Here is a 12,675-nt window from a genome sequence, read left to right on the forward strand (position 1 = left end):
TGAAGAGCAATCAGCGTTTCGTCAACAGGTTTTTTTACTTCAGTTCGCCGCGCCTTTCGCGCCGCCAACCACCCCTGCCAACCCCGCAACCCTTGTCCCGCCTGCTTTGCAGCGCGGTAGTTGTGTTGCGAGGGGGCGAATCTTAAGGGGATCAACCCAACTTGGCAACAGCTTTGTCACACAAGTATGAGAGAGGTTTTTGGCGATCGAAATCAACCCATTGATCTATAAAGAAAATATGCCCTTTCCAGCCGCATCGGGAAGATGAGTACCCGATAAGGTTACTCGGGTATTTACCTATCAAGTTTTCAGCAATGCTGGAAATTGGCCGCGCGCTTCTCCACAAATGCGGCCATTCCCTCCTTCTGGTCCTCAGTCGCGAAGGTCGAGTGGAACAGGCGGCGCTCAAGGTGAACACCTTCGGAAAGACTCGTCTCGTAAGCGGCGTTGATCGACTCCTTGATCATCATGACCACTGGCAGCGAGAAGCCGGCGATGGTCTCGGCGGCGGCCAGGGCGTCGTCGAGCAGTTTGTCGGCCGCAACCACGCGCGACACCAGGCCTGCACGCTCGGCTTCCGCCGCATCCATCATGCGCGCGGTCAGGCACAGGTCCATGGCCTTTGCCTTGGACACGGCGCGCGGCAGGCGCTGGGTGCCGCCGGCCCCGGGCATCGTGCCCAGCTTGACTTCCGGCTGGCCGAAGCGGGCGCTATCGGCCGCGATGATGATGTCGCACATCATGGCCAGTTCGCAGCCACCGCCCAGCGCGTATCCCGCTACCGCCGCGATCACCGGCTTGCGGACGCGGCGGATAGCCTCCCAATTCCGCGTGATGTAGTCCCCCTTGTACACATCCATATAGGAGTACTTGGCCATCATGCCGATATCCGCGCCCGCGGCAAAGGCACGCTCGCTGCCGGTAATCACGATGCTGCCGATGGCCTCATCGGCATCAAAGGCAAGCAGGGCCGCGCCCAGTTCATCCATCAGCGCGTCGTTAAGCGCGTTCAGGGCCTTCGGGCGATTCAACGTCACCAGGCCTACGCGGCCGCGCGTCTCCACCAGAATGTTCTCGTACGACATGTGCTCTCCTCTTGGAAGTGGATCGATTCGTTACCCAGCGAGACAATACTCGCGCGTGGAAATTAGTGCTACCATTCGCCGACCGACTGGTCGGTTTATTTAAACGGCGCTCCGCTTCCGTCTATATATAAGGGAGCGCCGGCGTACCACCAGACATAGCAGCCACAAACATGGCAGGAGACAAAGATGCCAGAAATGCCCCCACAGGTCAGCCTGACTTCCGGCCCGATACTGCTCGCATGGCACGGCCAGGTAGCGGTTATCACGCTCAATCGCCCCGACAAGCTCAATAGCTTCACCCGCGAGATGCACGCCGTGCTGCAGCAGGCGCTCGACCATGTCGAGGCCGGCGGCGCGCGGTCCTTGCTGCTGACCGGCGCAGGGCGTGGCTTCTGCGCGGGACAGGATTTGGCCGACCTGGATTTCACACCCGGTGCGATGACGGATCTGGGCGAATTGATCGATGTGTGGTTCAACCGCTTGATCCGGCGCCTGCAAAAATTGCCGCTGCCCGTGATCGCCGCTGTCAACGGCACGGCGGCCGGCGCGGGTGCCAACCTTGCCCTGGCCTGCGACATGGTGCTGGCGGCGCGCTCCGCCAGCTTCATCCAGGCTTTCGTCAAAATCGGGCTGGTCCCGGATTCCGGCGGCACCTGGCTGCTCCCCAAACGCATCGGCATGGCGCGCGCCATGGGCCTGGCCATGACGGGCGACAAGCTCAGCGCGGAAGAGGCCGAGAAATGGGGGCTGATCTGGGAGGCGATGGACGACCCCCTGCTGCCCGAGCAAGCGCTGGCCCTGTCCACCCACCTGGCGGCTCAGCCGACGCGGGCGTTGGCAGCCATCAAGCAGGCGATGTACGCCGGCGCAAGCCAGGGGCTCGACGTCCAGCTCGACCTGGAACGCGACCTGCAGCGCGAACTGGGCGCCTCGCATGACTATGCCGAGGGAGTGAACGCCTTCCTGGAAAAGCGCGCGCCGCGCTTCACCGGCCGCTAAGGCCGGCCCCCACCGGTAATCCACCCTCCCCGCCCCCGACAGGAGACCAGCTTGACCCACAATCCCCAGGCCCTTGCCGAAGCGGCCGCCGCCAGCATGTACGAAGCCGATGCCTGCAGCCGCTGGCTGGGCATTACCCTTGAGGCCGTACGGCCCGGCTACGCGCGCCTGTCCATGCCGGTACGGCAGGAGTTCCTCAACGGCCACGGCATCTGCCACGGCGGCCTGATGTTCACGCTGGCCGATTCGACCTTTGCCTTCGCCTGCAACAGTCACAATATCAACACGGTGGCCGCGGGCTGCAGCATCGAATTCCTCAAACCCGTACACGATGGCGACGTGCTGACCGCCGAAGCCACGGAACAGGTCCTGTCGGGCAGGCATGGCATCTACGATATCCGCGTAATCAACCGTGCGGGCGAAGTGGTGGCGATGTTCCGCGGCAAGTCCGCCCAGATCAAGGGGCATGTGGTTACCCCGCCGGAACCGGCGTGAATCCATCGACATAGACACACCAATACATAAGCCCCCACGCGCAGGAGACACTATGACGCGCCTGACAGATCTGCCGCTCGATCCGATCGAGACCGCCAGCCGCGACGAATTGCAGGCCTTGCAGCTGGAACGCCTGAAATGGTCGCTCAACCACGCCTACCAGAACTCGCCGGTCTACCGTGCCAAGTTCGACGCCGCCGGCGTGCATCCGGACCAGGTGCGGACCCTGGCCGACCTCGCCCGCTTTCCCTTCACCACCAAGCAGGACCTGCGCGACAACTATCCGTTCGGCATGTTTGCCGTGCCGCAGGACCGTGTGGCGCGCATCCATGCCTCGTCGGGCACGACCGGCAAGCCCACGGTGGTGGGCTATACGCTGAAGGACATCGACACCTGGGCCACGGTGATGGCGCGTTCGATCCGCGCGGCAGGAGCCCGGCGCGGCGACAAGGTGCATATCAGTTATGGCTACGGGCTGTTCACCGGCGGCCTGGGCGCGCACTATGGAGTGGAAAAAGCGGGGCTCACAGCGATCCCCTTCGGCGGCGGCCAGACCGAGCGGCAGGTTCAGCTGATACAGGATTTCAAGCCCGAAGTGATCATGGTCACGCCCAGCTATATGCTGGCCATCGCGGACGAATTCGAGCGCCAGGGCATCGATCCCGCGTCCACCTCGCTTCGGGTCGGCATCTTCGGCGCCGAACCCTGGACGCCCGAGATGCGCCTGGCCATCGAGAAGCGCATGGGCATCTCGGCGGTGGATATCTATGGGTTGTCGGAAGTGATGGGGCCGGGTGTGGCCAACGAGTGCGCCGAGACCAAGGACGGCCCGACCATCTGGGAAGATCATTTCTATCCGGAAGTGATCGATCCGGTCACTGGCGAAGTCCTGCCCGATGGCGAGTTTGGCGAACTGGTCTTCACCTCGCTATCCAAGGAGGCGCTGCCGATCATCCGCTACCGGACCCGTGACCTGACCCGCCTGCTGCCCGGCAGCGCCCGCCCGGCCTTCCGCCGGATGGAAAAAATCACCGGCCGCTCCGACGACATGATGATCGTTCGGGGCGTCAATGTGTTCCCCTCGCAAATCGAGGAACTGATCCTCAAGCATGCTGAACTGGCGCCGCACTACCAGTGCGTGCTGAGCAAGGACGGCCATCTCGATGTGCTGACCGTGCGCGTGGAATGCGCGCATGGCGTCGATCCTGCGGCCGCGCAGCAGGCCAACAAGCAGCTGACCTACGACATCAAGGCCTATATCGGCGTCACCGTCAGCATCGAGATCCTGCCCTCCGGTGGCGTGGAGCGCTCCGTGGGCAAGGCGCGGCGCATCGTCGACCAGCGCCCGCGCTGAAAGCCCGTGGCCGGCCAGGACTGGCCGGCCGGCGGCCTAGCTACGCGGCATCAGCACCCACATGCGCCCGCCCTGCTTCATGCGGCCGGCGGTTTCGCCCGCCGCATCCCCGGCGCCCCAGAAGAAGTCAGCGCGCACGCCCCCCTTGATGGCGGTCCCCGTATCCTGCGCGAACATCAGGCGCTGGATCGGCTCGGTGGAGAGCGGCCTGGTGGTGGAGAGGAAGACCGGCACGCCCAGCGGAATGGTGGCGGGATCTACCGCGATGGAGCGCTCCGCAGTCAGGGGCACGCCCAGTGCGCCGACCGGCCCATCGTTGTTGGCCGGCAGCTCACGGAAAAACACAAAGCGCGGATTGACGTTGAGCATTTCCTCGACGCGGCCCGGATTGGCGCGCGCCCAGGCCTTGATGCCCTGCATGGTGGCCTGCGCCGGCGTGATCTCGCCACGGTCGAGCAGCCACTTGCCGAAGGAGCGGAACGGCTGGTCATTGGTACCGCCGAAGCCCACCCGCATGACGCTGCCGTCCTGCAGGCGGATCCGGCCTGAGCCCTGGATCTGCAGGAAGGCGGCTTCCACGGGATCGTCCACCCAGACCAGCTCCTGGCCGCGCAGCGCCGGGTTCTGCAGCAGTTCGGCGCGCGCCGGCAGCGGCCGGTTGGCCCATTGGGGCGGCTTGCGGTACAGCGGGATCTGGTACTGGCCCTGGCGCGTGCGCGCGCCATGCAGGATCGGCTCGTAATAGCCGGTGATCAGCCCGCTGTCGGTGCCGTCGCCGTTGACCACGCGGAAGGGCTGGAAGTTGGATTCGAAGTAGGCGCGCATGGCGCCCAGGTCGCCGGCATCGACCAGCATGCCAAGCGCACAAACGCGGTTCCATTCGGCGCGCTTCTTCAAGGCCTGGCAGCTGGCCTGCAGCGCCGGCCAGGCGGCGCGCACGTCGTCCTGGCCCCAGCCCCCGATCTCGTTCCAGTTGGCGGCCTGCAGGACGCCCTTCTGCGTGGAACCGGTCGGCGGTGTCACGGGCCGCGTCCCGGGCCCCTCGACGCGGGGCGGCGGACCGCTCATGCAGCCGGCCAGCAGCGAGGCCGCGGCGGCCAGCCCCAGCCAGCCGAGCCGGCACCCGCCGGCCTCCTTGCGTGCCTGTGCGGCCGAGGCCCGGGGGGGAGAAAATGGAAAACGGAAAAAGGAATGCAGGTATGCCATCTTGATTGGATGAAAACTCAGCTTGTCGCGGATGCAGCGGATGCCACGGCCAGCCGTGGCGGGCTATGGCCTACAATGCCCACCGTCGCCTCCACGTAGCCCTGTCGCCCTGTCATGAGCAAGTTTTTCGAAGCCCATCCCATGCTGCTGTTCGCCCTTGAGGCCGGACTGGCGCTCTTCCTGCTGATCTTTATCGTGCTCTGGACCATGGGCACGGCCAAGAAAAACCCGCGCCCAAGCCGCGCTCCGGACAATCATCCTTCACGTGCCGGCCAGGACGCTGCCCATACCCGACAGGATCAGGACCGCACGCCGGGCCAATAGGTTCCGCGCCGCGCCGGCGGGCAGCCTTGCACGCATTGCAGCCCGGCCCCGCCCCGGCGGGCGCGCCTCAATGCAGCATGCGCGGCAGGACCAGCGCAAACTCCGGAATCGGCACCTCGAAGCGATGACCATCCTCGGCCACGCAGAAATACTCTCCCTTCATCGAGCCCACCGGCGTCGAGATGGTGGCCCAGCTGGTGTATTCGAAATGCTCGCCCGGCTTGAGCAGCGGCTGGTGCCCGACCACGCCAAGGCCGGCCACTTCCTGGGTACCATTGTCGCTATCGGTAATGACCCAGTGGCGCGAGATCAACTGCGCCGCCACCTCGCCGGTATTGTGGATCGTGATGGTGTAGGCGAAGGCATGGCGCCCCCGCTCGGGGTCTGACTGGTCGGTCAGGTACTGGGTCCGTACAGCCACGGAAAACGCGTATTCGCTCATTGTCGGCACATCGCAGGCGGGATCAGGGTAGCCGCATTGTGCGGCAAGGCTCCGGGGGCGGCAAGCAAAGCCGCCGCGAGTTGCCCGCCTGCGGGCAGCGCCACGCTGCGCGGGGAGGGTAAAATACCGCCTTCCCCTTGAAGCACCCTCCTCCGAGCCCCGCCATGAGCACGCCCACCTACCGCATCGCCCCGTCCATCCTGTCCGCCGACTTTGCCCGCCTGGGCGAGGAAGTGCGGCGCGTGACCGCGGACGGCGCCGACTGGATCCATTTCGACGTGATGGACAACCATTACGTGCCGAACCTGACCGTGGGCCCGCTGGTGTGCGAGGCGATCCGCCCGCATGTGACCGCCCCGATCGACGTGCACCTGATGGTGCGCCCGGTGGACCGCATCGTCCCGGACTTCGCCAAGGCCGGCGCCAATATCATCTCCTTCCACCCGGAGGCCAGCGACCATATCGACCGCACGCTGTCGCTGATCCGCGATCATGGCTGCCAGGCGGGTCTGGTGTTCAACCCGGCCACGCCGCTGCACCATCTGGACCACGTGATGGACCGCATCGACCTGATCCTGCTGATGTCGGTCAACCCCGGCTTCGGCGGCCAGTCCTTCATTCCCGAAACGCTCAACAAGCTGCGCGAGGCCCGCAAGCGTATCGACGCCTACGCCGAGCGCACCGGCCGTCGCATCCTGCTGCAAGTGGACGGCGGCGTGAAGGTGGACAACATCGCCGAGATTGCCGCGGCCGGCGCCGACACCTTTGTCGCCGGCTCGGCCGTGTTCAGCAAGCCGGACGCCGATGGCGGCTACAAGGGCGTGCTGTCGGCCATGCGCGCCGAACTGGCCAAGGTTGGCCAATGAGCGTGGTCCAGCCTAAACGCACCGACTGGCGCGGTATCCGGGGCGTCATTGTCGACCTGGACGGCACCATGGTGGACACCGCGGGCGACTTCCATGCCGCGGTCAATGCCATGCTCAAGGCGCTGGTCCACCTGCATCCGCAACTCGGCAGCGCCGAGCCGATGGGCAAGGCGGAAATCGTCAGCTTCGTCGGCAAGGGCTCGGAAAACCTGATCCGGTGCGTGCTTGACGCGCGCTTCTCGCCAGCCCACGCCAATGGGATGTTCGCGGATGCGCTGACCCTGTACGACCGCGAATACCTGCGCATCAATGGCCAGTTCTCGCGAGTCTACGCCGGCGTCACCGAGGGGCTGGCGGCGCTGAAGGCAGCAGGCCTGCGGCTGGCCTGCGTAACCAATAAGCCACACAACTTCACCGAGCCGCTACTCGCGAAGACAGGCCTGGGGCGCTTCTTCGAGCTGGTCTACGGTGGCGACGCCTTCGCCCTGCGCAAGCCGGATCCCCTGCCGCTGCTCAAGGTGGCCGATGCGTTCCGGCTGGAGCCGGCCCAGATGGCGGCGATCGGCGACTCGGAAAACGATGCGCAGGCAGCGCGCGCGGCGGGCATGGGAGTGCTCCTGGTGCCCTATGGCTACAACCATGGCAATCCTGTACAAGGCGTCGACGCCGATGGTATAGTCGATTCCATTGTCCTGGCTGCGGAGCTTTTTGCGGCACATCGGACATGACCCTGGCGGCCACGGCCGTCGGACACCAGCATCGCCAAACACCCAAACCATAAATCGCTGAACACGATTTCATGTTTCTGAACCGCAAACGCATCTCTTCTGGCAGTGATCGGCAGGCCTGGCCCTGGCGTCGCTGGCGCGCCTCCCAACAGGCGTAAAGTGCGTTCGCGAGTCTCCTGACCGCCCCCTTCCCGCATCCCCGCGATGCATCCGTACCAGGATGGGGCCGGCCAGACCGGCAGGTTGCCGGACCCTCACTGATTTTCCAGCCGCCCGACATCCCAGCCTTGCGCCGGTGTCACCCGAACGCGCTGCACGCCCACCCCGGCCGTGCGTGGACACTCGTCCGCGCCATGGTCTCTCCGGGGCGGGTCTGACGACCTTCCAGCCCCAAGTTGCCGACATCGCGGCGTGCGCCATACTGATACGCAGGCGCCGCAGCACAAGAGGATCGACATGACCGAACTGGAATTCAAATCGCTGGCCGAGCAGGGCTACAACCGCATCCCGCTGATCGCCGAAGCCTTCGCCGACCTGGAAACGCCGCTGTCGCTGTACCTGAAGCTGGCGCAGTCGCAAACGCGCGGGGTCAACACCTTCCTGCTGGAATCCGTGGTGGGCGGCGAGCGCTTCGGCCGCTACTCCTTTATCGGCCTGCACGCCCGCACCCTGCTGCGCGCCCACGGCATGCGCACCGAAGTGGTCACCGACGGCCGCGTGGTGGAAACCCATGAAGGCAACCCGCTCGACTTCATCGCCGATTTCGAGAAGCGGTTCAAGGTGGCGCTGCGCCCCGGCCTGCCGCGCTTCTGCGGCGGCCTGGCTGGCTACTTCGGCTACGATGCCGTGCGTTATATCGAAAAGAAGCTGGCCAACACGCAAAAGCCGGACGATCTGAATCTGCCTGACATCCAGCTGCTGCTGTGCGAAGAGCTGGCGGTAATCGACAACCTGTCAGGCAAGCTCTACCTGATCGTCTACGCCGACCCGACCACGCCAGAGGCCTACGCCCGTGCCCGCCAGCGCCTGCGCGAGCTGCGCATGAAGCTGCGCCAGCCGGTGGATGTGCCGATCACCAGCCCCTCGGTGCAGACCGACGTCTACCGCGAGTTCGACAAGGCCGATTACCTCACCGCCGTGCACAAGGCCAAGGAGTACATCATGGCCGGCGACATGATGCAGGTGCAGATCGGCCAGCGCCTGGTCAAGCCGTACCGCGACTCGCCGCTGACGCTGTACCGCGCGCTGCGCTCGCTGAATCCGTCGCCCTATATGTACTTCTACAACTTTGGCGACTTCCAGATCGTGGGCGCCTCGCCCGAGATCCTGGTGCGGCAGGAAACCCGCCGGGTTGGCAGCAATGGCGACCAGCGCGAGGATCACATCGTCACCATCCGTCCGCTGGCCGGCACCCGCCCGCGCGGCAACACGCCGGAAAAGGACGCGCAGCTCGCCACCGAACTGCTCAACGACCCGAAGGAAATCGCCGAGCACGTGATGCTGATCGACCTGGCGCGCAACGATATCGGCCGCATCGCCGAGACCGGCTCGGTCAAGGTCACCGACCAGATGGTGATCGAGAAGTACTCCCACGTGCAGCACATCGTCAGTTCCGTGGAAGGCACGCTCAAGCCCGGCATGAGCAACCTGGACGTGCTGCGCGCCACCTTCCCGGCCGGCACGCTGTCGGGCGCGCCCAAGGTGCATGCGATGGAGATCATCGACGAACTGGAGCCGCGCAAGCGTGGCATCTATGGCGGCGCGGTGGGCTACCTGTCCTTCGGCGGCGAAATGGACCTGGCGATCGCCATCCGCACCGGCATCGTCAAGGACGGCAATCTCTATGTGCAGGCCGCCGCCGGCATCGTTGCGGACTCGGACCCCGAAGCCGAATGGAGGGAAACCGAAGCCAAGGCGCGCGCCGTGATCCGCGCCGCCGAGCAGGTCCAGGACGGCCTGGATTCGGATATCTAAGGTAAAGGGAACAGGGGAACCGCCATGCTGCTGATGATCGACAACTACGATTCGTTTACCTACAACCTCGTCCAGTACTTCGGCGAACTCGGCGCCGACGTGCGCACCTATCGCAACGACGAAATCACGCTGGAAGAGATCGAGGCGCTCAGGCCCGACCATATCTGCGTCTCGCCCGGCCCGTGCAGCCCGAAGGAAGCCGGTATCTCCGTGGCGACGCTGCAGCACTTTGCCGGCCGCATCCCGATGCTGGGCGTGTGCCTGGGCCACCAGGCCATCGGCGAGGCCTTCGGCGGCAAGGTGATCCGCGCCAAGCAGGTCATGCACGGCAAGGTCAGCCGCATCGAGACCACGCAGGAAGGCGTCTTCGCCGGCCTGCCCAAGCATTTCGACGTGACGCGCTATCATTCCCTGGCGATCGAGCGCGAGACATTGCCGGATTGCCTGGAAGTGACCGCCTGGACACCGGATGGCGAAATCATGGGTGTGCGCCACAAGACGCTAGCCGTCGAGGGCGTGCAGTTCCATCCCGAGTCCATCCTGTCCGAGCATGGCCATGCGCTGCTGGCCAACTTCATCAAGGCGCCGCGATGAGACTGCTCGATACGCCGAACGCGCCCGCGCCATCAAATATCAAGACGGAAACCGCCATGTCCATCACGCCCCAGGAAGCCCTGACCCGCTGCATCGAACACCGCGAGATCTTCCATGACGAGATGCTGCACCTGATGCGGCAGATCATGCAGGGCCAGATGTCGCCGGTGATGGCGGCGGCCATCCTGACCGGGCTGCGCGTCAAGAAGGAGACCATCGGCGAGATCTCGGCGGCGGCGCAGGTGATGCGCGAGTTCGCCAACAAGGTGCCCGTCAAGGACCGCGAGAACTTCGTCGACATCGTCGGCACCGGTGGCGATGGCTCGCACACCTTCAATATCTCCACGGCGTCGATGTTCGTCGCCTCCGCCGCCGGCGCGCGCATCGCCAAGCACGGCAACCGCGGCGTCAGCTCCAAGTCGGGCAGCGCCGACGTGCTGGAAGCGCTGGGCGTCAATATCATGCTGACGCCGGAACAGGTCGGCGCGTGCATCGAGCAGACCGGTATCGGCTTCATGTTCGCGCCCACCCATCACCCGGCCATGAAGAACGTGGCGCCGATCCGCAAGGAAATGGGCGTGCGCACCATCTTCAATATCCTGGGCCCGCTGACCAATCCGGCAGACGCGCCCAATATCCTGATGGGCGTGTTCCACCCCGACCTGGTCGGCATCCAGGTGCGCGTGATGCAGCGCCTGGGCGCCAGGCATGCACTGGTGGTCTACGGCAAGGACGGCATGGACGAAGTCTCACTGGGCGCCGCCACGCTGGTGGGCGAACTGAAGGACGGCGAGGTGCGCGAGTACGAGATCCACCCCGAGGACTTCGGCCTGCAGATGATCTCCAATCGCGGCCTGAAGGTGGCTGATGCCACCGAGTCCAAGGAGATGCTGCTCGAAGCACTGACCGACGTGCCAGGCACTCCGCGCGAGATCGTCACGCTCAATGCCGGCACCGCGCTATACGCGGCCAATGTGGCCACCTCGATCGAGGACGGCATCCAGCGCGCGCGCGAAGCCATCGCCAGTGGCGCGGCGCGCGAGAAGCTCAACCAGTTCGTGCGCGCCACGCAGCAGTTCAAATAAGCCGGCCCCGTAGCCCATCCGTCGAGCGAGAGAATTACCGCATGTCCGATATCCTGCAGAAGATCCTGGCCGTGAAGGCCGACGAAGTGAACGCGGCGCGCAAGAAGCGCGACCTGCCCAGCTTGCGCGCCGAGGCCGAGAGCCTGCGCGGCGAGCCGGGCCTGGCGCCGCGCGGCTTTGAGCGCGCGCTGCGCGAAAAGATCGCCGCCGGTGACGCCGGGGTGATCGCCGAAGTGAAGAAAGCCTCCCCCTCCAAAGGCGTGCTGCGCGAGAATTTCGTGCCGGAGGCGATTGCCGAGAGCTATGCCAGCCATGGCGCGGCCTGCCTGTCAGTGCTGACCGACGTGAATTTCTTCCAGGGCCACGCCGACTTCCTCAAGCGCGCCCGCGGCGCCTGCCCGCTGCCGGCTCTGCGCAAGGACTTCATGATCGACCTCTACCAGGTCTATGAAGCCCGCACCTGGGGCGCCGACGCCATCCTGCTGATCGTGTCCGCGCTCGACCACGGCCTGATGGCGGAACTCGAAGCCTGCGCCCATGAGCTTGGCATGGACGTGCTGGTGGAAGTGCACGGCGGCGAAGAGCTGGATGCCGCGCTGCGCCTGAAGACGCCGCTGCTGGGCGTGAACAACCGCAACCTGCGCACGTTCGAAGTCACGCTCGACAACACGCTGGACCTGCTGCCGCGCATCCCGGAAGACCGCCTGGTGGTGACCGAATCCGGCATTCTCGGCCCGGACGACGTGCAGCGCATGCGCGACGCCAATGTGCATGCATTCCTGGTGGGCGAGGCCTTCATGCGCGCGCCCGACCCCGGTGCCGAGCTGGCACGCCTGTTTGCCTGAGCGGGAAGCACACACCAAAATGGCCCAGGAAATCGAACTCAAACTGGCGGTGCCGGACGGCGCCATGCCGGCGCTCGCGGCCTGGCTGGATGCGCAAGGCCAGGCGCGCGGCGAGCACACCCTGCTCAATGTCTACCTCGACACCCCCGCGCGCGACCTGGCCGGCGCCCGTGCCGCCCTGCGGCTGCGCCGCCACGGCGAGCAATGGCTGCAGACCTTGAAGACCGCCGGCAAGAGCGAGGCCGGCATGGCCACCCGCCACGAGTGGGAAACCAAGGTGGCCGCCGAAGCCATCGAACTCGACGCCTTCCCGGCCGAAGCCCGCGCCTTGCTGACGCCGCTCGCCGCAACACTGGCGCCGGTATTCCGCACCGATTTCGCGCGGCGCACCTGGCTGGTCGAACAGGATGGCGTTCGTATCGAGGCCGCACTCGACGTCGGAACGATTTCGGCGCCGGCGAGCGCCGAGCAAGAGACGATCCGGGAACTGGAGCTTGAGTGGCTTCCCGGCGATGCCGGACAGGCGCCCACGCAGCAACAAGCCGAGGCCGCGCTGCGCGCACTGGCGTTGCGCCTCCAGCATGTCGCGCCCCTTAAGCCGTCCGACCAGAGCAAAGCCGCACGCGGCTACCGGCTCGCGGCCGGAGCGGGCCGCGCCTGACGTCGCGCCGGCGCCCT

14 protein-coding genes are annotated in these 12,675 nt (G+C 65.6%); 11 read left to right on the plus strand and 3 right to left on the minus strand.

What is annotated here, in order from left to right:
- Window positions 1–308: 308 nt before the first annotated feature.
- Window positions 309–1,085: an enoyl-CoA hydratase gene (locus AC1DS6_RS09925; protein WP_441634115.1), complete on the minus strand. Its 777-nt coding sequence runs from the start codon at window positions 1,083–1,085 to the stop codon at window positions 309–311.
- A gap of 195 nt (window positions 1,086–1,280) precedes the next feature.
- Between AC1DS6_RS09925 and paaG the strand changes: the two genes are divergently transcribed.
- Genes paaG through paaK form a run of 3 tightly spaced genes read left to right on the plus strand, consistent with a single transcriptional unit; the run spans window position 1,281 to window position 3,933 of the window.
- Entirely contained in the window at window positions 1,281–2,084 is an 804-nt protein-coding gene (gene paaG / locus AC1DS6_RS09930) for a 2-(1,2-epoxy-1,2-dihydrophenyl)acetyl-CoA isomerase PaaG (RefSeq protein WP_441634176.1), read from the plus strand.
- A gap of 51 nt (window positions 2,085–2,135) precedes the next feature.
- Complete coding sequence (gene paaI / locus AC1DS6_RS09935) at window positions 2,136–2,579, plus strand: hydroxyphenylacetyl-CoA thioesterase PaaI (protein WP_441634117.1); 444 nt, start codon at window positions 2,136–2,138, stop codon at window positions 2,577–2,579.
- A 52-nt stretch (window positions 2,580–2,631) separates the two neighbouring features.
- The gene (gene paaK, locus AC1DS6_RS09940) at window positions 2,632–3,933 is read left to right on the plus strand and encodes a phenylacetate--CoA ligase PaaK (protein WP_441634119.1); all 1,302 of its coding nucleotides are present in this window, start codon (window positions 2,632–2,634) and stop codon (window positions 3,931–3,933) included.
- Window positions 3,934–3,969: 36 nt separating this feature from the next.
- On the opposite strand, the gene mltA is transcribed toward paaK, so the two are convergent.
- The gene (gene mltA / locus AC1DS6_RS09945) at window positions 3,970–5,139 is read right to left on the minus strand and encodes a murein transglycosylase A (RefSeq protein WP_441634121.1); all 1,170 of its coding nucleotides are present in this window, start codon (window positions 5,137–5,139) and stop codon (window positions 3,970–3,972) included.
- 114 nt (window positions 5,140–5,253) lie between these two features.
- Between mltA and AC1DS6_RS09950 the strand changes: the two genes are divergently transcribed.
- Entirely contained in the window at window positions 5,254–5,463 is a 210-nt protein-coding gene (locus AC1DS6_RS09950) for a hypothetical protein (RefSeq protein ID WP_441634123.1), read from the plus strand.
- Window positions 5,464–5,530: 67 nt separating this feature from the next.
- Here the strand turns inward: AC1DS6_RS09950 and apaG are convergent, their stop codons facing one another.
- A complete protein-coding gene (gene apaG, locus AC1DS6_RS09955) occupies window positions 5,531–5,905 on the minus strand; it encodes a Co2+/Mg2+ efflux protein ApaG (protein WP_035872641.1) in 375 nt (124 codons plus the stop codon).
- Between the two features lie 164 nt (window positions 5,906–6,069).
- On the opposite strand from apaG, the gene rpe reads away from it, so the two are divergent.
- From rpe to AC1DS6_RS09990, 7 genes are all read left to right on the plus strand, one after another.
- On the plus strand, window positions 6,070–6,771 hold the full coding sequence (gene rpe, locus AC1DS6_RS09960) for a ribulose-phosphate 3-epimerase (RefSeq protein WP_045238867.1): 702 nt from the start codon (window positions 6,070–6,072) through the stop codon (window positions 6,769–6,771).
- On the plus strand, window positions 6,768–7,499 hold the full coding sequence (gene gph, locus AC1DS6_RS09965; RefSeq protein WP_441634128.1) for a phosphoglycolate phosphatase: 732 nt from the start codon (window positions 6,768–6,770) through the stop codon (window positions 7,497–7,499). Before rpe ends, gph begins: the two co-directional genes overlap by 4 nt.
- A 456-nt stretch (window positions 7,500–7,955) precedes the next feature.
- Window positions 7,956–9,473: an anthranilate synthase component I gene (gene trpE / locus AC1DS6_RS09970; protein WP_045238889.1), complete on the plus strand. Its 1,518-nt coding sequence runs from the start codon at window positions 7,956–7,958 to the stop codon at window positions 9,471–9,473.
- Window positions 9,474–9,497: 24 nt separating this feature from the next.
- Window positions 9,498–10,067, plus strand: coding sequence for an aminodeoxychorismate/anthranilate synthase component II (locus tag AC1DS6_RS09975; protein ID WP_441634130.1), 570 nt, complete (start codon window positions 9,498–9,500; stop codon window positions 10,065–10,067).
- A 56-nt stretch (window positions 10,068–10,123) separates the two neighbouring features.
- Complete coding sequence (trpD, locus tag AC1DS6_RS09980) at window positions 10,124–11,152, plus strand: anthranilate phosphoribosyltransferase (RefSeq protein ID WP_477102476.1); 1,029 nt, start codon at window positions 10,124–10,126, stop codon at window positions 11,150–11,152.
- A 41-nt stretch (window positions 11,153–11,193) separates the two neighbouring features.
- Window positions 11,194–11,997 (plus strand): indole-3-glycerol phosphate synthase TrpC, encoded by an 804-nt coding sequence (gene trpC, locus AC1DS6_RS09985; RefSeq protein WP_441634134.1) that lies wholly within the window; start codon window positions 11,194–11,196, stop codon window positions 11,995–11,997.
- Between the two features lie 19 nt (window positions 11,998–12,016).
- Window positions 12,017–12,658, plus strand: coding sequence for a CYTH domain-containing protein (locus AC1DS6_RS09990; RefSeq protein WP_441634136.1), 642 nt, complete (start codon window positions 12,017–12,019; stop codon window positions 12,656–12,658).
- Window positions 12,659–12,675: the final 17 nt, after the last annotated feature.

Source organism: Cupriavidus sp. 05L310 (assembly GCF_056398185.1).

Coding starts and splice junctions, on each gene's coding strand:
- AC1DS6_RS09925 (WP_441634115.1), bottom strand. CDS start 1,085: ATGTCGTACGAGAACATTCTGGTGGAGACGCGCGGCCGCGTAGGCCTG.
- paaG (WP_441634176.1), top strand. CDS start 1,281: ATGCCCCCACAGGTCAGCCTGACTTCCGGCCCGATACTGCTCGCATGG.
- paaK (WP_441634119.1), top strand. CDS start 2,632: ATGACGCGCCTGACAGATCTGCCGCTCGATCCGATCGAGACCGCCAGC.
- mltA (WP_441634121.1), bottom strand. CDS start 5,139: ATGGCATACCTGCATTCCTTTTTCCGTTTTCCATTTTCTCCCCCCCGG.
- AC1DS6_RS09950 (WP_441634123.1), top strand. CDS start 5,254: ATGAGCAAGTTTTTCGAAGCCCATCCCATGCTGCTGTTCGCCCTTGAG.
- apaG (WP_035872641.1), bottom strand. CDS start 5,905: ATGAGCGAATACGCGTTTTCCGTGGCTGTACGGACCCAGTACCTGACC.
- rpe (WP_045238867.1), top strand. CDS start 6,070: ATGAGCACGCCCACCTACCGCATCGCCCCGTCCATCCTGTCCGCCGAC.
- gph (WP_441634128.1), top strand. CDS start 6,768: ATGAGCGTGGTCCAGCCTAAACGCACCGACTGGCGCGGTATCCGGGGC.
- trpE (WP_045238889.1), top strand. CDS start 7,956: ATGACCGAACTGGAATTCAAATCGCTGGCCGAGCAGGGCTACAACCGC.
- AC1DS6_RS09975 (WP_441634130.1), top strand. CDS start 9,498: ATGCTGCTGATGATCGACAACTACGATTCGTTTACCTACAACCTCGTC.
- trpD (WP_477102476.1), top strand. CDS start 10,124: ATGTCCATCACGCCCCAGGAAGCCCTGACCCGCTGCATCGAACACCGC.
- trpC (WP_441634134.1), top strand. CDS start 11,194: ATGTCCGATATCCTGCAGAAGATCCTGGCCGTGAAGGCCGACGAAGTG.
- AC1DS6_RS09990 (WP_441634136.1), top strand. CDS start 12,017: ATGGCCCAGGAAATCGAACTCAAACTGGCGGTGCCGGACGGCGCCATG.